The 15681-nt window shown below is 73.8% G+C and carries 13 protein-coding genes and 2 pseudogenes; 8 read left to right on the top strand and 7 right to left on the bottom strand.

The window, feature by feature from the left end:
• Positions 1-194: 194 nt before the first annotated feature.
• Together ACEXOX_RS21565 and ACEXOX_RS21570 are read left to right on the top strand one after the other, a co-directional pair.
• Positions 195-605 (top strand): laminin G, encoded by a 411-nt coding sequence (locus ACEXOX_RS21565; protein WP_406522612.1) that lies wholly within the window; start codon positions 195-197, stop codon positions 603-605.
• A 348-nt stretch (positions 606-953) separates the two neighbouring features.
• Complete coding sequence (locus tag ACEXOX_RS21570; protein WP_406522614.1) at positions 954-1175, top strand: hypothetical protein; 222 nt, start codon at positions 954-956, stop codon at positions 1173-1175.
• Between the two features lie 134 nt (positions 1176-1309).
• Here the strand turns inward: ACEXOX_RS21570 and ACEXOX_RS21575 are convergent, their stop codons facing one another.
• On the bottom strand, positions 1310-1741 hold the full coding sequence (locus tag ACEXOX_RS21575; RefSeq protein ID WP_406522616.1) for a pyridoxamine 5'-phosphate oxidase family protein: 432 nt from the start codon (positions 1739-1741) through the stop codon (positions 1310-1312).
• Between the two features lie 150 nt (positions 1742-1891).
• Between ACEXOX_RS21575 and ACEXOX_RS21580 the strand changes: the two genes are divergently transcribed.
• Entirely contained in the window at positions 1892-3511 is a 1620-nt protein-coding gene (locus ACEXOX_RS21580; RefSeq protein WP_406522618.1) for a class I adenylate-forming enzyme family protein, read from the top strand.
• Positions 3512-3562: 51 nt separating this feature from the next.
• Here ACEXOX_RS21580 and ACEXOX_RS21585 read toward each other — a convergent pair whose 3' ends face one another.
• Positions 3563-3799 carry a hypothetical protein gene (locus ACEXOX_RS21585; protein ID WP_406522619.1) on the bottom strand — a complete coding sequence of 79 codons (237 nt, stop codon included), beginning with the start codon at positions 3797-3799 and terminating at the stop codon, positions 3563-3565.
• A gap of 970 nt (positions 3800-4769) precedes the next feature.
• Positions 4770-6401, bottom strand: a pseudogene (locus ACEXOX_RS21590) (FadD3 family acyl-CoA ligase); the annotation flags it as partial.
• A gap of 109 nt (positions 6402-6510) precedes the next feature.
• Here ACEXOX_RS21590 and ACEXOX_RS21595 point away from each other — a divergent pair.
• From ACEXOX_RS21595 to ACEXOX_RS21605, 3 genes are all read left to right on the top strand, one after another.
• Positions 6511-7662: a lipid-transfer protein gene (locus tag ACEXOX_RS21595; RefSeq protein WP_406522621.1), complete on the top strand. Its 1152-nt coding sequence runs from the start codon at positions 6511-6513 to the stop codon at positions 7660-7662.
• A gap of 6 nt (positions 7663-7668) precedes the next feature.
• The gene (locus ACEXOX_RS21600) at positions 7669-8175 is read left to right on the top strand and encodes a Zn-ribbon domain-containing OB-fold protein (protein WP_406522623.1); all 507 of its coding nucleotides are present in this window, start codon (positions 7669-7671) and stop codon (positions 8173-8175) included.
• A 101-nt stretch (positions 8176-8276) separates the two neighbouring features.
• Entirely contained in the window at positions 8277-9032 is a 756-nt protein-coding gene (locus tag ACEXOX_RS21605; protein WP_406526425.1) for an enoyl-CoA hydratase/isomerase family protein, read from the top strand.
• Between the two features lie 54 nt (positions 9033-9086).
• On the opposite strand, the gene ACEXOX_RS21610 is transcribed toward ACEXOX_RS21605, so the two are convergent.
• Positions 9087-9626 (bottom strand): hypothetical protein, encoded by a 540-nt coding sequence (locus ACEXOX_RS21610; protein WP_406522625.1) that lies wholly within the window; start codon positions 9624-9626, stop codon positions 9087-9089.
• Positions 9626-10225 carry a hypothetical protein gene (locus ACEXOX_RS21615; protein WP_406522627.1) on the bottom strand — a complete coding sequence of 200 codons (600 nt, stop codon included), beginning with the start codon at positions 10223-10225 and terminating at the stop codon, positions 9626-9628. Before ACEXOX_RS21615 ends, ACEXOX_RS21610 begins: the two co-directional genes overlap by 1 nt.
• A 227-nt stretch (positions 10226-10452) precedes the next feature.
• Here ACEXOX_RS21615 and ACEXOX_RS21620 point away from each other — a divergent pair, with 227 nt between their 5' ends.
• Complete coding sequence (locus ACEXOX_RS21620) at positions 10453-10851, top strand: hypothetical protein (protein WP_406522628.1); 399 nt, start codon at positions 10453-10455, stop codon at positions 10849-10851.
• Entirely contained in the window at positions 10851-11420 is a 570-nt protein-coding gene (locus tag ACEXOX_RS21625) for a hypothetical protein (RefSeq protein ID WP_406522630.1), read from the top strand. The genes ACEXOX_RS21620 and ACEXOX_RS21625 overlap by 1 nt, the downstream gene beginning before the upstream one ends.
• Here ACEXOX_RS21625 and ACEXOX_RS21630 read toward each other — a convergent pair.
• Positions 11345-13965: pseudogene (locus tag ACEXOX_RS21630) on the bottom strand (PQQ-binding-like beta-propeller repeat protein). The gene ACEXOX_RS21625 and the pseudogene ACEXOX_RS21630 sit on opposite strands and share 76 nt — an antisense overlap.
• Before the next feature lie 670 nt (positions 13966-14635).
• Positions 14636-15400: a VOC family protein gene (locus ACEXOX_RS21635; RefSeq protein WP_406522632.1), complete on the bottom strand. Its 765-nt coding sequence runs from the start codon at positions 15398-15400 to the stop codon at positions 14636-14638.
• Positions 15401-15681: the final 281 nt, after the last annotated feature.

Genomic DNA, 15681 nt, shown 5'->3' on the forward strand with positions numbered 1-15681 from the left:
CGGGCTTCAGGCGTTTATCGATCGTTCATCGCGAGGGGCCACTCTCTAATTACCGATCCGCCGCCTCGGGGGCAAGCGGCTCGGTGACCAGGCCCCACCGCAAGGTGTCAGGCCATGGTCCACCCGTCCGGCGACCCACGGGGGAGTTGCCGGCCGGGTGGGCCAACAGCGCCCACACAACGGAGTTGATCACCGTGAGCTCTCAGAATCAGGCTCGAAAGGACGACGACAGGGACATCGTCAAGCCGCAGGACAGTCACCGGCCGATCGTGCCGCAGGACAGTCACCGGCCCATCCAACCGCAGCCCACCGACAGCCACCGGCCGATTCAGCCGCCGGACAGTCACCGGCCGATCGTGCCGCAGGACAGTCACCGGCCGATCAAACCGGAGCCCATGGACAGTCACCGGCCGATCAAGCCGGAGGACAGCCACCGTCCGATCCAGCCCATGGACAGTCACCGGCCGATCAAGCCGGAGGACAGTCACCGGCCGATCATCGACGGTCAGCTGGTCACCGAGGACGGCACCCAGCCCGCACCGGGCCGGGACGGCAATGTCGTCGTGATGGGTGAGGGCAACGTGCCCGTGGCCGAGCCGAAGTAGCGCGGCGCCGTGCGGGCGGGTCACGGGGGATGTGACGACCCGCCCGCACGGCGAGCGATTCCGCACCAGACCCACTGCGGTTTCGGCAGTCCGGGGGATCGGGGGATCCGGGGGGACTGCTGAGACCGGGGATCGGGGGATCCGGGGGGATCCGGGGGGTCCGGGGATCGCGGGGGCCGGTTTCGATGGCGCTCAGGGGGAGCCATCGAAGCCGGTCCCCGCGGCATACCCGAAGTCATAAGCTTTCTCCCCCTCTTCACGGCTGTTTCCAGCCCGGGGGGGGACAGAACACACGCCTCACCAGAAGCCAGCGTCACTTACCTGGGATTCCCCCACGGAGGAGCGGTCATGAGTCGTATCAAGCACACCCTTGTCACCCTTGCTCTCACCACTGCCGTAGCGGGCGCGGCGGCGGCTCCCGCCATGGCCGACACCCACCGGCCGGCCCCTGGCGCCCATTCCGTCGCATCCGACACCCACCGGCCGATACCGGCCGACCGTTCCGTCGCGCCCGACACCCACCGGCCGGAGGCGGGCGGATTCGTCCCGCTGGACACCCACCGCCCGTAGTCCTCGGCCCGTCACGGGCCGCAGTACGACCGAAGGGGGCCGGACCGGGTGAGGCCGGCCCCTACGGCGTCCGCTCCAGCGCGGCTCCAGGGCTGCTGCCGGACTGCTCCGGGCCGCTCTGGGCCACTCCTGGTCTAGACGACCGTCCCCATGTCCGCCGACAGCCACCGCCGCGGCCGCAGCCGGATGGTCACCGACGGGCCGAGCGTGGGCAGCACGTTCTTCAGATACGCCGCGGCGGCCTCCGGAGCGAGGTAGCGCCCGGCCATCGCGCGCAGTTCCTCGTCCGTCGACGGCTCGGTCGAGACGACCTCGCCCTCGACCGACACATAGCGGACCGTCGGCTCGACCCGGTCCACCATCAGGGAGAACCGGCCCGCCGCCGCGATGAGCCGGCTCTTGCGCGAGCCCTGCTCGGTGGTGATCCACAGTTCGCCGCCCGGCTCGTAGCCGTACCAGATGGGCACGGTCAGCGGAGCGCGGTCCGCCGCGCCCGACGCCACCGACAGGGCTCCGATGTGCGGCTCGGCCAGGAAGGCCTCGCGCTCTTGCGTACTCAACGGCATGGCCGTCTCCTCACGTGCTCGTGCGGACCAGGTCACCAGCCCCCAACGTCTTCGCCCGCGCGGATGTTCCGCATCGTTCCCTCTAACTGACGTCTCCTCATATCGGCGTACTTCTGCTACCGTCGCGCCCCCGCTCCCCGAGGAGGCGCCGTGTTCGAACCTGATCGTGTGCGTTCGCTCTGGGAGCTGATGCGATACCGGGCGGAGCTGTCCCCGCGGCAGCCGATGTTCTTCGACGAGACCACCGGCGGCTCCGGGCAGACCGTCACCTTCGGGGAGGTACGGGACCGTGCCCGGCGGCTGGCGGCCGGGTTCCACGGGCTGGGGATCGGCGCCGGCACGCGCGTCCTGTGGCAGTTGCCCACCTGGCCCCTGACCGTCGCGGTGTCCCTCGCGCTGGCCCGGCTCGGGGCCGTACAGATCCCCGTCCTGCATCTGCACCGGGAGCGCGAAGTCGGCTTCGCGCTGCGGCAGTCGGCCGCCGAGTACGCGATCGTGCCGGGCGAGTGGCGCGGCCACGACTACGCGGGTACGGCGCGCGAGGCCGCACCCGCCGGTGTGCGTGTGCTCTCCGTCGCCGACGGGCTGCCGGAGGCCGCGCCGGGCTCCGGCGGCACGCTGCCGGACTTCGTACGGCCGGACAGCACGCCGACGTGGATCTACTACACCTCCGGCACGACCGCCGAGCCCAAGGGCGTCCGGCACACCGACGGCTCGCTCCTCGCGGGCGGCATCGGGCTGGCCACCGCGCTGGGCATGACCGCGGCGGACACCGGCTCGATCGCCTTCCCGTACGCGCACATCGCCGGGCCCGACTACCTCGTCGCGATGCTGCTCAGCGGCTTCCCGGCCGTCGTGCTGGACACGTTCGAACCGGCGGCGGCGGTCGAGGCGTACCGGCGGCACGGCGTCACCATGGCCGGCGGCAGCACGGCCTTCTACCAGGCGTTCCTCGACGAGGCCCGTCGGCGCCGGGCACATGCCGGGCCGGGCCCGGCGGTCGGGCTCGTCCCCACGCTGCGGCTGCTGTCCGGCGGCGGGGCGCCGCTCCCGCCGGAGCTGTACCACGCGGCGGGCCGCGAGCTGGAGTGCGCGGTGGTGCACGGGTACGGGATGACGGAGTGCCCCATGATCACGATGGGCACGCCGTACGACAGCGACGAACAGCTCGCGCACACCGTGGGCAAGCCGGTGACCGGCGCCCGCGTCCGGATCGTCCGGCCCGACGGCGGCGCGGCACGGCCCGGCGAGCCGGGTGAGATCACCGTACGCGGGCCGATGGTCTGCCGCGGCTACACCGACCCGGCGCTGACGGCCGGGGCGTTCGACGCGGACGGCTGGTTCCACACCGGTGACCTGGGCCTGCTGCGGACGGACGGGCATCTCGTGATCACCGGGCGGCTCAAGGACATCATCATCAGGAAGGGCGAGAACATCTCCGCCCAGGAGATCGAGGAGCTGGTCCGCGCGCACCCGGCGGTGAGCGAGGTGGCGGTGATCGGGCTGCCGGACCGGGAGCGTGGTGAACGGGTGTGTGCGGTGGTGACGCTCGCGGGGGCGGGACCGAGGCCGGGGGCAGGCGCGGGTTCGGCCTCTGGGGCGGGCGCGGACGTGCTGACGCTCGGCGCGCTCACCGCTCATCTGCGCCGGGCGGGGCTGATGCCGCAGAAGCTGCCGGAGCAGCTGGAGATCCTGGACACGCTGCCGCGGGGCGGCCCCTTGAACAAGGTGCTCAAGGGGGCGCTGCGGGAGCGGTTCGGGGAGCGGTGAGGGCCGGGCGGACGGCTTGCCCGCGGCCGCTGCCCGGCCGTCCGGGGGCGTTCAGGTGAGCGGGCCGGGCTGTGGCGTGGGTTCCGGGGCCGCGTCCGGGTCGGACGGCCGCGGGATCGGGTCCGGGCCCATGGGGTCGCTCGGCCCGGGCGGGGGCGGGCTCGGGTCGCGTCCCGGCTGAGGGTCGTGGCCGGGCTGGGGGTCGTGGCCCGGCTGGGGGCCGGGCGGGTCGGGCGGGTCGGTCACGGGGCCGCCGGGCTCCGGACCGTCGGGGTATGGAGTGCTCATACTGCACGCCTTCCACGCGAGGGCCGCTTCACAACCACCGGATCGGGACAGCAGCCGACCGCGCCGCGCCGCACTGCGCCGAGGCCCGCGACGGATGCGCGCAGCCCCCGGTCGGGGGGCCGGGGGCTGCGCCGGGGGTGGGGCAGTGGTTTACGGGTGGTAGCGCTCTTCCACCTTGGTGGCGATGCCCTTGTGGATCGTGGCGCGGACCTTGACCGTGTTCTTCTTGGCGGCCTCGTCGAGCTGGTCCGTGGTGCAGGTGGTGGTGCCGTAGCTGTCGTCCGTGATGGTGACCTGGCCGTCGGGGCCGCCGCAGATGGTCGCGGCGCCGAGGACCTTGGTGTCGGTGGCGACGAAGAACGCCTGCTCCGTACCCGACTCCGGGGTCACGGTGAGCTTGCCCGGGGCGAGGTACTTGAGGGTGCCGACCAGGGTGACGTCGACACCTTTGCGCCCGGCGCCCGTACCGGTGCCGGTACCAGTACCGGTACCCGCGCCCGTAGCCGTGCCTGTTCCCTTGCCCGTGCCGGACCCCGTCGAGCCCGTACCGCCCGACGTGCCGCCGCCGGTGGAGCCGCCCGAAGCCTGCGCTCCCGAGGTGCCCGTGTCCGCGGAACCCGCACCGCCGCCGGCCGAGCCCGAGCCGCCCGACGTGCCGCCCTCGGAGGACTCCACCGCCGCGCTCTTGGCCGGGCTCGGGCCGCCGGAGGAGTCGTCGCACGCGGTGAGCGAGAACGCCGCGACGGCGACGATCGTGGCGGCGGCGAGCCGGCGGCCGCGGCGGAAGGCGGTGGTGGTGAGGCTGGGCATGCGGTTCCCCCAGGAACAGGTGCGTCGGGGTCGTCGGTACGTACGCAAAGGTGCCGGGGGCGGCTAACAGCCTGCTAACACTCCGGTAATCGACGGATGGCGTCCACCGTCTCCTGACCGACCGGGGCTTCCCGCTACGGAAGCGTCGGAACGGTGGGTGCCCCGCGCAACTCCCCTTGACGACCTTCCCGCTCGCGTTGCGCGGCAGGGCCGCCACGAACGCGACCTCTCTGGGCACTTTGTAGTTGGCCATCTCCCGGCGCGCCCAGGCGATCAGCTCCGCCGCGGTGAGCGTGGACCGCGGGCGGCGGACCGCGTACGCCCTGCCGACCTCGCCGAGCCGGGGGTCGGGGACGCCGACGACGGCGACCTCGGCGACGTCCGGGTGGCGGGCGAGCAGGCGCTCGATCTCGGCGGGGTAGGCGTTGAAGCCGCCGACGATGAACATGTCCTTCAGGCGGTCGGTGATGCGCAGGTTGCCGTCGGCGTCCAGGACTCCGACGTCGCCGGTGCGCAGCCACCCGTCCGGGGTCAGCGCCTCGGCGGTGGCCTGCGGGTCTTCGTAGTAGCCGGCCATCACGTGATAGCCGCGGACCTGGACCTCACCGGCCGTCCCCGGCTCCGCCGCCACCCGGCCGTCGGCGTCGGCGATGCGTATCTCCGTGCCGGGTACGGCGCGCCCGGACGTGGCGGCGACGGTGGCGGGCGGGTCGTCGCGGCGGCACATCGTGGCGATGCCGGAGCTCTCGGAGAGGCCGTAGGCGGTCAGTACGGTGCCGACGCCCAGCTCGGTGCGGAGCCGTTCGACCAGCTCCAGCGGCACGACGGCGGCGCCGGTGACGACCAGGCGCAGCGAGCCGAGGTCGTACCGGGCCCGGTCGGGGTGGTCGAGGAGCTGCTGGTGGAGGGTGGGCGGGCCGGGCAGGACCGTGACGCGTTCGGCGGCGATGTGGGCCAGTGCGGTGGGGGCGCCGAAGACCGGCTGCGGGATCATCGTCGCGCCGCGCAGCAGGCAGGCGATGATGCCGGCCTTGTAGCCGAAGGTGTGGAAGAACGGGTTGACGATCAAGTAGCGGTCGCCGGGCGCGAGTCCGGCGAGTTCGCTCCAGACGCCGTATGCGCGCAAGGTCTGGGCGTGGGTGATGACGACGCCTTTGGGGAGGCCGGTGGTGCCGGAGGTGAAGATGATGTCGGAGGGGTCCTGGGGGCGGACCGCGTCGGCCCGTGCGCGCACCGCGCCGACCGGTACCGCCTCGCCCGCCGACAGGAAGTCCTTCCAGGTGAGGAAGGAGTCCGGGGCGTCCCCCGAGAGGACGACGGCCCGCTCCAGGTCCGGCAGGCCGGGGAGCGGACCGCGGCCGGTGCCCTCCCGGGCCGCGCGGCGCAGCGAGGCCACGTAGGACGTGCCGAGGAAGGTGCCGGTGACGAAGAGCAGACGGGCGCGGGTGCGGCGCAGGACGTGGGCCGCCTCGGCGCCCTTGAAGCGGGTGTTGACCGGCACCAGTACGGCGCCCGCCGTCACCGCGCCGAGCGCCGCGGTGATCCATTCGGTGGTGTTGGGGGCCCACACGGCCACCCGGTCGCCGGGCTCGGCACCGGCGGCGACGCAGGCCGCGGCGGCCCGTTCGACCCGCTCCTCCAGCTGGACGAAGGTCAGGCGGTGGCGGCCTTCGGCGACCGCCTCGGCCGGGCCGTACCGCTCGGCGGCGGCCCGCACCAGGCGGGGCACCGTGCCGTGCGCCAGGTCGGCGCGGGGGTCGGTGGTGCCGGGCTCGTCCAGGTCACCGCGCATCGCACAACCTCCCGCGAGAGAACCGGCCGGACACCGGGAGCTGACTACCCGTCAGGTTAGCGGTAGCCTCCTCGGCTGTCAGCACGGACGGCCGACCACGGAGGTGCCGATGGGCGCGACCCTCAAGGACGCGGCGGTGATAGCCGGGACGGGCCAGACGGCGTTCGCCAAGCGGCTGCCCGAGTCCGAACGCACGCTGGCGTGCCGAGCGATCGTCGCGGCCCTGGACGACGCGGGGATCGCCGCGGCGGAGGTGGACGCGTTCGCCTCGTACACCATGGAGGAGACCGACGAGGTGGAGGTCGCCAAGGCGATCGGCGCTGGTGACGTCACTTTTTTCGCCAAAGCCGGTTACGGCGGCGGCGGTTCGTGTGCGACCGTCGCGCACCTGGCGGCGGCCATCGCCACCGGTCAGGCGAGCGTGGGCGTCGCCTGGCGGTCGCGCAAGCGCGGTTCGGGGCCCCGCCCGTGGCGGAACACCGCTGTCCAACTGCCCACTCCGGCCCAATGGACCCGTCCTTTCGGTCTGCTGCGGCCCGCCGACGAGATCGGCGTGCTCGCCCGGCGCTACATGCACGAATACGGCGCGACCCGTGACCACTTCTTCAACGTCGCCCTCGCCTGCCGCAACCGGGCCAACCAGAACCCGGCCGCGATCATGTACGACCGGCCGCTGACCCGCGCGATGTACATGACCTCCCGCTGGATCAGCGAGCCGCTCTGCCTCTTCGACAACTGCCTGGAGACCGACGGCGCGCTGGCGTGTGTGGTCGTCGCCGCCGAACGCGCCCGCGACCTGCGGCACCGCCCCGTCTACGTCCACTCCGTGGCGCAGGGCCTGCCCGCCCAGCACCACGGCATGGTCAATTACTGGACCGACGACCCGCTCACCGGACCGTCCTGGACCGCCGCCCGGCAGCTGTGGAAGCAGGCCGACTTCGGCCCCGAGGACGTCGACGTGGCGCAGATCTACGACGCGTTCACCCCGCTGATCCCGCTCTCCCTGGAGGGCTACGGCTTCTGCGGACGCGGTGAGGGCGCGGCCTTCACCGAGGGCGGCGCCCTGGAGATCGGCGGCCGGCTGCCCCTGAACACCGCGGGCGGCGGGCTGAGCGAGGCGTACGTGCACGGTTTCAACCTCATCACCGAAGGCGTCCGGCAACTGCGCGGCACCAGCACCGCCCAGGTCCCGGACGCCGCCACCTGCCTGGTCACGGCCGGTGAGGGGGTCCCCACATCGGCCCTGCTGCTGAGGAGTTGAGTGCTCATGTCCACCAGCATGAGGCCGACCACTGACAACGGCCCCCAACCTGCCCCGGACCAGGGCGAAGACCCCGCCGACGCCCTCCTGCTCCCCGTCCCCGACGACGACGGCGCCCCCTTCTGGGAGTACGCCGCCCGCCGCGAACTCCGCGTCCAGGCCTGCGCCGCCTGCGGCGAGCCGCGCTTCCCGCCCCGCCCGTGCTGCCCGCACTGCCAGTCCTTCGACCACCGCTGGCGGCGGATGTCCGGCCGGGGCCGCATCTGGTCGTACGTCGTACCGCACCCGCCGCTGCTGCCCGCCTACGCCGCGCAGGCCCCGTACACCGTCGTCGTGGTGGAACTGGCCGACGCCCCGCGCATCCGCCTGGCCGGCAACCTGGTGACGGCTCCGGACGCCGCGCTGAACTCCGTCGATCCGGGCCGGATCCGGATCGGCGCCGCGGTGAAGGTGGCGTTCCACGAGCAGGCGCCGGGTGTCACCGTGCCGCGCTGGCTGCTGGAGCGGCCGTGACGACGCCGGGCGGGCGGCCTTCGGTAAGCGCGGAGACGGCGCCGGACGGGCAGCCGTCCGTACGCGCGAAGACAACGCCCGACGGGCAGCCGTCGGTACGGGTGGAGACGGCGCCCGACGGCGTCGCCCTGGTGACCCTGGACCGGCCCGAGCGCCACAACGCCATCGACCTGGCGACGGCCGACGGGCTCGCGGCCGTCTGGCGCCGGTTCCGTGCCGACGACGCCGTACGGGCCGTCGTCCTGACCGGCGCCGGGCGTACGGCGTTCTGCACCGGTATCGACCGCTCGGCGGACGTCCCGCAGCCGTCCTCCCCGTTCTCGGCCGACGACCCGCTGCTCGGCATCGGCCCGAAGGCGAACGACCTGTGGAAGCCGGTCGTCGCGGCCGTCGAGGGGATGGCCTGCGGCGGGGCGTTCTACCTGCTGGGCGAGTGCGAGTTCCTGGTCGCCTCCGAGGAGGCCACGTTCTTCGACCCGCACACGACGTATGGCATGGTCAGCGCGTACGAGTCGGTCTTCATGGCGCAGCGGATGCCGTACGGCGAGATCGCGCGGCTGTCCCTGATGGGCACGGCGGAGCGGCTCGGTGCCCGCCGCGCCCACGAGACGGGCCTGGTCTCGGAGCTGGCGCCGCCGGGCGGCGCGGTGGCCGCGGCCCGGCGTGCCGCCGCCGTGCTCGCCGCGCAGCCGACCGGTGCGGTGCAGGGCACTGTACGGGCCCTGTGGGCGTCGCGGGAGGCCGCGCGGGCGCAGGCCGTGTCCCACGCCCCGCAGCTCATCGCGCTGGGCAGCCTGCCGCCGGAGGAACAGGACGGGCTGTTCGCGGCCCGCTCCCGGGACTTCCGGGTCCGCTGACAACGGGGCGCGCCGGCCCGGCCTCCCGGCCCCGCCGGTACGCCCGCGGCCCCGTCACAGCTCGGACTTGCGCGCCCCGCGGATCTCGCACTGGAACCACAGTTGCCGCGTCGAGGTGTTGGTGTAGCTGTACGTGGCCGTGTACGTCTCGGTCTGTCCCGGCCGGACGATGACGCTGCGCTGGTGCAGCCCGAACGCCGTGCCGTCGGCGGGCCGCGCCTTCATCCAGTTGACGGCCATCTCGTACTTGAAGGTCTTGGTCAGCGACGGGTTGGTCACCGAGACCGAGTATTCGAGGCGGCGGGTCGACTGGTCGTAGCGGCAGTTGTTGCCGCGCGCGTCCGAGCGGCCGTCCGGGTCGTACGTCTCCTCCGGCGTCGGCGACGGCGAGTAGGAGTACGTCGGCTCGTACGAGGGCGCGTCGTAGCCGGGCGACGGCGAGGAGCTGTAGCCGGGAGGCGGTGGCGGCGGTGTCACCCGGCGGGCGTGGCCGCCGGGCAGCAGGGCACCGCAGCCGACCAGCCCGAGCGCGCCGGCGGCCGCCGTCGCGGCCGCGATGGCGGCCCGGACGGGCCGCCGTTCCCTGGTGGCCATCAGGACAGCGGGGTGCGCTGGACGTCGGTCACCGAGCAGCGGTACGTACCGGCGGTGGCGGCGTCGGACGGCACGTACTGGATCACGTCGGTGGAGTCGGTGCGCCCCGGCATCACGTAGGGGATGCTCGGGTGGCGGGTGCCGAGGTCCTTGCCGCCGGGCGCGGTGAACTTCACCGTCAGCAGGTACGTGTACTTGGTGGTGGACGAGCTGTTGGTGGCGCTGACCGTGGTCTTCACGCTGCCCGCGCCGTTGTACCGGCACCCGTCGATCTTGATGTCACCCATGGCGCTGCGGCTGCTGCCGGAACCGCCGCTGGTGTAGCCGGAGGTGCTGCCGCTGGTGCCGCTGCCACCGGTCGTGCTGCCGCTCGTGGAACTGCCGCTGCTCGTGCCGCCGTCGTAGCCACCGGTGCTGGCCTCGTAACCGCCGCTCGTGCTGCTGCCACTGGTGCTGCTGCCGCCCGTGCTGCTGGAACCGCCGTCGCTGCCACTGCTGTGGCTGCTTCCGCAGCCGCCGCCGTGCGAGTGACGTGCGCCGGTCAGCGCGACCAGGACCACCCCGGCCGCCGCGACCGCGCGGACATGACGGAACTTCATGATGTTGTGCCCCCGTTGACCCCGTGGAAAAAGCGCGCCGCTGCGCGCGGCGCATCTCGTCCTTATCTTTTCTTGACGAGTGCACGGCAGACTAGCAACGTCTTTGCATTACCCAAAATCTCTTCCTGACCAGGTAAAACGCGCAGGTCTGGCGCGCGCGTGCAGTCGGGCGTAGCGTCGATTACAGAGGGAAACGGGACGAATCAGCGACCTGAGAGGCGACGCCTGTGGTGCGCAACGTACTCGGATCCGTACTGGCCCTCGCCGGAGCGGCGGCCGCCGTCTGGAGCCCCTTCCGTGCCTGGTACGACGGCCGTCACGGACGCGAGATCCGTATCGAGGACCTGTTCCGCGGCATCACCGGGGAGAAGGCCGACCTGTTCGGCTCGGTGTTCCTGCCGATGGCCTTCGCCGCGCTGGTGACCCTGATCGGCGTTCTGCTGCGCTCCCGCCTGCTCGTCGCGGTGGCGGGGCTCGTCGTGCTCGGCTTCACCATCCTGTGGATGGTCCGCCAGGGGCAGGAGGCGGGCAGCCTCACCGTCGGCGAGATCGCGGACCAGGGCTTGGGCCTAGGGGTGGCGTACGCCCTCGGAGGGGCGCGCTGCTGTGGCTGGGCGCTCTGCTGATGAGCGGGCGCCGGGGCGTGCGCTCCCGGCGCCAGGACACCGGTTTCCGGGAGCGGGACAACCGGTACGGCGAACCGACGCCCTACGGGGCGCCGGGGCCCGAGTGGGAGCCCGGCCCTGTCCGGGGCGGTGACACCCCGCCGCAAGGCACACCCGCGTACGACGCTCCCCCGCCTTCGACGCCGCACCACCAGCCGCCCGTACGGTGGCCGGGCGCCGGGCACCCGCCGCCCGAGTCGGGTCCGCCGGACCCGGACGACCAGCCCACCCGGGCCGTCCGCATGCCGCCGGCCTCGGACGATCCGGGGCAGCCGCCGCCCCGGCCCGACGACGAGACGCGGCCCATCAGGACGACACCGCCCCCGGAACGGCCGGAGCGGGAACGGCCGGAGCAGGAGCGGGCGGCACAGGAACGGCCTGAGCAGGAACGGCCCGCGCAGGAACGGCCCGAGCGGCCTCCCCGGACAAGGACCGGTAGCCGCCCGGCCACCCGTCACGACCGCCGCGTCAGCCCCGTCCCCTTCGCCGCGTCCAGCGCGTACACGCACCGGTCCTTGCTGCACGCGTAGACGACGCCCCCGGAGGCCACCGGCGTGCCGGTGATCTCGCCGCCGGTGGCGAGCTTCCAGCGCAGTTGTCCGCCCGTCGCGTCGAGGGTGTACAGGCAGTGGTCGGCGGAGCCGAAGTGCACCCGGCCGTCCGCCACGACGGGCGCGCCGATCACCTCGCCGCCCGCCTGGAACCGCCAGCGGGGCGTGCCCGTGACGGCGTCGAGCGTGTAGAGCGCCTTGCCGCTGCCGAGGTGCACGGCGCCGTCCGCGACCAGGACCGGCTCGGTGGACTGCCGGGCCTCGGTCGCGATGCGCCAGCGGTCCCGGCCGTCGGCCGCGTCCAGGGCGTAGACCGTGCCGAGGTAGTCGGCCAGGTAGAGGCCGCCGCCGGTGACCGCGGGCCCCGGCGCGAACGCGGGGCGGCTGAGGAACGCGGCGGGCGCCTCGAAGTGCCAGCGCACCTCGCCGCGCGCGAGGTCGATCGCCAGCACCCTGGTCCCGGCGGTGACGTACACGGCGCCGTCCGGCGCGGGCAGCAGCCGCACCGGGACACCGCCGCAGGAGGCCGCGTCGCCGACCGGGTACGACCAGCGCTCGGCGCCCGTACGGGCCTCCAGGGCCTTCAGCCGCCCGTCGGCCCAGACGAGGACCGTGCCCTCGTGCAGGACCGGTCCCAGGTCGGCGGTCTCGAAGTCGGTCTGCGCGCCGCCGGTCTCCCAGAGCCGTTCGCCGGTGGCGGCTTCCCAGGCCTGGACGCCGCCGCCCCGGGTGCCGGTGACGACGGTGCCCCGGCCGGCCTTGAGGGCGTAGATCCAGCCGTCGCTGCCCAGGCGCCAGCGCTCGGTGCCGTCGGCCGCGTCGAGCGCGTACAGGCTCGGCCCGTCGGAGGCGTGGATACGGCCGTCCGCGACGGACATGCTCCAGGCCACGTCGCGGGTCTTGAACTGGCGGCGGCCGCTGGCCACATCGAGGGCGTGCACCTCGAAGGAGGTGACGTACAGCAGGTCACCGGCGACCGTGGGCGTGCCCCACACGTCGTTGGACATGCGAAAACGCCAGGGGCGCCAGCGGGCGGGCGCGGCGCCGTCGCCGCCCGTGACGGGCGTGCCGGAGCCGGGCCCCGCCGCGGCGCCCTGCTGCGGCAGGGGCGGGGCCGGCTCGCCTTCGTGGGGTCCGTGGCCGGGGCCGCCCGGCGCGCCCGCGGGCGGCCGGACCCAGTCCGTGGCGGGTGCCTGGGCGCGCGGCTGCGGCGGCCCGCCGTCCCCGGCGCGGGGGCCTGGACCTATCGGCGCGGAGGTGCCGGCGAGGCGTACGGAGCCGTCCGGAACGTCACCGTCCGGCAGCCGTGACGCCGCGGACGGGGCGGACGCGAACGGCGGGGCGGCGACCGGCGGCGCGGCGGCCACCGGGCCGGCGGGCGCGGACTGCGGCGGCTGCGCGGCGCCGCGCGGGTCGGCGGCCCGGCGTGCGCCGGGGCCCATGCCGGCGGCTCCGGCCCAGCCGGGCTCCGGCGCGGGCGCCCCCGTCGCGCCGCCGGCGTGCGCGGCCGCCGGGGCGTTGCGCGGGCGCGGTGGCGGCGGCTGGGCGGGCGGCGGGGAGTGCGGTACGGGCTGCCGCGCGGCGCGGGGCTGCCCGGCGCCACCGCGCGCGGCGGCGGCCGGTGTGGCCTGGCGCCCGCCGCGCCGCCCTTCGATGAGGGCGACGGCGCCGGCCGGCAGCCAGGCGGAGGCGGTGCCGCTGTCGTCGCTGCCGGAGCCGAACAGGTGCGGTGCGAGCTGGGACTGGAGGTCGGCGGGGTGGGGCGGCCGGGCGCCTCCATCTGCATGCAGGACTCGATCAGCGGCCGCAGTTCGTCCGGCAGCCCGGCCAGGTCCGGGCCCTCGCGCAGCAGCATGAAGACCGTCTCGACCGGGTTGGCGCCGTGGAAGGGTGCGTGTCCGGTGGCGGCGAAGACCAGGGTGGAGCCGAGCGAGAAGACGTCGCTGGCGCCGGTGACGCTGCGGGAGTCGCGGGCCTGCTCGGGCGACATGTACGCGGGCGTGCCGACGGCCACGTTCGTCATGGTCAGACGGGTGTTGGAGACACCGCTGGCGATGCCGAAGTCGATGACGCGCGGCCCGTCCTCGACGACCAGCACGTTGGACGGCTTCAGGTCCCGGTGGACCAGACCCGCGCCGTGGATGGACTGCAGCGCCTCGGCGATGCCGGCCGCGAGCCAGCGCACCGCCTGGGCCGGGAGCGGCCCGCACTCATTGACTATTTCCTCCAGGGAGGGCGCGGGCACGTAGGCGGTGGCCAGCCACGGCACCGCGGCCCGGGGGTCGGCGTCCACCACCGCGGCGGTGTAGAAGCCGCTGACCGCGCGGGCCGCCTCGACCTCGCGGGTGAAGCGGACCCGGAACAGCTGGTCCTCGGCGAGTTCCGTACGCACCGTCTTGATCGCCACCCGCCGCCCGGACGCCGAGCGCGCGAGGTAGACCAGCCCCATGCCGCCGGCCCCGAGACGGCCGAGCACCTCGAACGGGCCGATCCGCCGGGGATCGTGCTGTGTCAGCTGTGTCAGCTGCTCCACCACTTGCCTGCCACCTCCCCGTGGGGCGTAAAAGAGACTCTCAAAAGCCAGTGGCCGCCGAGAGCCACTGCCCCGTGCAGCGTCTCACCGCCTGGCCTGTTCGGCCGTACGCGTACTGATTCTTCCTGGCCGGGCCCACGGTTGCGAACCCGGGGCCGCTCCCGTCGTGTCCCGGCGGCCTTCTGCGGTGCGCACCGGTACCGTCACATGCCGTGACGGCTCCGCGCGGACGGGTGTCCGTACGGAGGTGTCCGGGCGCCGCCGCGGGCCGCCGGCGAGCTGTCGAACACCGTACGACCGGATCGCGCCGGGACGTGGTGCCGCCGCGCCGTCACACCGTCCGAAACCGGCACCGGGCCGGATCGGCGCCCCAAAACGGCCTGGTACGTCGGGTACACGCGGTACGTCCGCCGAACTCCGGTATGAGCAGTCCCGTACCCCACCCCGCAAGCACCGGAAGCCGTCCGTCCGGTCTGCTGTCCGTCCTGGTCATGCTGTCCCGTCCCCGTTCTCTCCCCGCGCGCGGCCGTACCCACTGTGCCGTACTCCAGGTCGTCGCGCCGCCCCCCACGGGCCCCTCGCACAGGCCCGCTGCCGGGCCGCGCCGTCCGCGGCCCGGCAGCGGGAGCTGCCACCGGCCCCAATTGTGGTCCGTGAGGCGCTACTTCGGGGCCATGATGCCGAAGCCGGCGCCCTGGTCGTCGGTGAGCACCGCGAACGGCCCGCCCGGCGTACCGACCGGTTCGACCGTGATCCGGCCGCCCAGCCGGGTGGTGATCCGTACGGCGTCGTCCATTTCGGGGACGAGGAAGCAGACGGTGAAGTGCGGCGGCATCGCGGCGGGCGCGCGGTCGTCCATCCGGATCCGGCCGCCGACCTCGCGGTCCTGGCCGGGCAGCCGCCAGGGCCGGAAGCGCTCGTCCGCCGCCGGGCTGTCGGCGACGCTCTCGAAGCCGAAGACCTCTTCGTAGAAGGTGTCGGCCCGCTCCGGGTCGCGGGTGCTCAGGCTCGTCCAGACGTACGCGCCGGATTCGCGCTGCACGCCGAAGCCCTGATGGGTGCCGGCCTGCCAGATGCTGAAGACCGCGCCGGTGGGGTCGGCGGCGACCAGCAGGGTGCCCAAGTCACCGACGGGCATGGCCTCCGTGACGATCCGGCCGCCCGCCCGCAGGATCCGCGCGCTGGTCCGGGCGGCGTCCGGGGTCGCGAAGTAGATGTTCCACGCGGTGGGCATCCGGCCGTCCTGCTTGGCCATCAGGCCGGCGGCCGCCCTGCCGTCCTTGTACGCCGCGGTGTAGCGGCCGGACTCGGGAGCACTGCCGGAGAAGGTCCAGCCGAACAGCTCTCCGTAGAATCTCTTGCCCGCCTCCAGGTCCGGCAGCATGACATCGGCCCAGCACGGGACGCCCGCCGCGAATGCAGTCATGGGGCCAAACTAGCCCTGGATCTTGCATCGCGCCCGGAGAGTAATCGAACATTCTGCCAATTCTCCGCGATCACGTTCCTTACCGGACATTCCCCGGCGTCCGGCAGTGATCCGTTCCGCGTCCGCAATGACGTACGGCGTGACCGCGCATCCCCGCCGGAACCCTGTCCACCGGTCCGGAAAAGTTGTCCACAGCCTGTTGACAATACGATTCACTTGTTCGGGCCAAGCCGCCCTCCGGGCCCGCTCCGGACCGCCCCGGCCGCTCCGCGCAGGGGCCC

The organism is Streptomyces sp. Ac-502, assembly GCF_045222935.1.
GTDB lineage: Bacteria > Actinomycetota > Actinomycetes > Streptomycetales > Streptomycetaceae > Streptomyces > Streptomyces monomycini.

Excerpts from the sequence above, each read along its gene's own strand:
- ACEXOX_RS21595 (WP_406522621.1), top strand. The coding sequence starts at position 6,511 with ATGGGCGCGACCCTCAAGGACGCGGCGGTGATAGCCGGGACGGGCCAG.
- ACEXOX_RS21600 (WP_406522623.1), top strand. The coding sequence starts at position 7,669 with ATGTCCACCAGCATGAGGCCGACCACTGACAACGGCCCCCAACCTGCC.
- ACEXOX_RS21635 (WP_406522632.1), bottom strand. The coding sequence starts at position 15,400 with ATGACTGCATTCGCGGCGGGCGTCCCGTGCTGGGCCGATGTCATGCTG.
- ACEXOX_RS21615 (WP_406522627.1), bottom strand. The coding sequence starts at position 10,225 with ATGAAGTTCCGTCATGTCCGCGCGGTCGCGGCGGCCGGGGTGGTCCTG.
- ACEXOX_RS21610 (WP_406522625.1), bottom strand. The coding sequence starts at position 9,626 with ATGGCCACCAGGGAACGGCGGCCCGTCCGGGCCGCCATCGCGGCCGCG.
- ACEXOX_RS21585 (WP_406522619.1), bottom strand. The coding sequence starts at position 3,799 with ATGAGCACTCCATACCCCGACGGTCCGGAGCCCGGCGGCCCCGTGACC.
- ACEXOX_RS21575 (WP_406522616.1), bottom strand. The coding sequence starts at position 1,741 with ATGCCGTTGAGTACGCAAGAGCGCGAGGCCTTCCTGGCCGAGCCGCAC.
- ACEXOX_RS21625 (WP_406522630.1), top strand. The coding sequence starts at position 10,851 with ATGAGCGGGCGCCGGGGCGTGCGCTCCCGGCGCCAGGACACCGGTTTC.
- ACEXOX_RS21570 (WP_406522614.1), top strand. The coding sequence starts at position 954 with ATGAGTCGTATCAAGCACACCCTTGTCACCCTTGCTCTCACCACTGCC.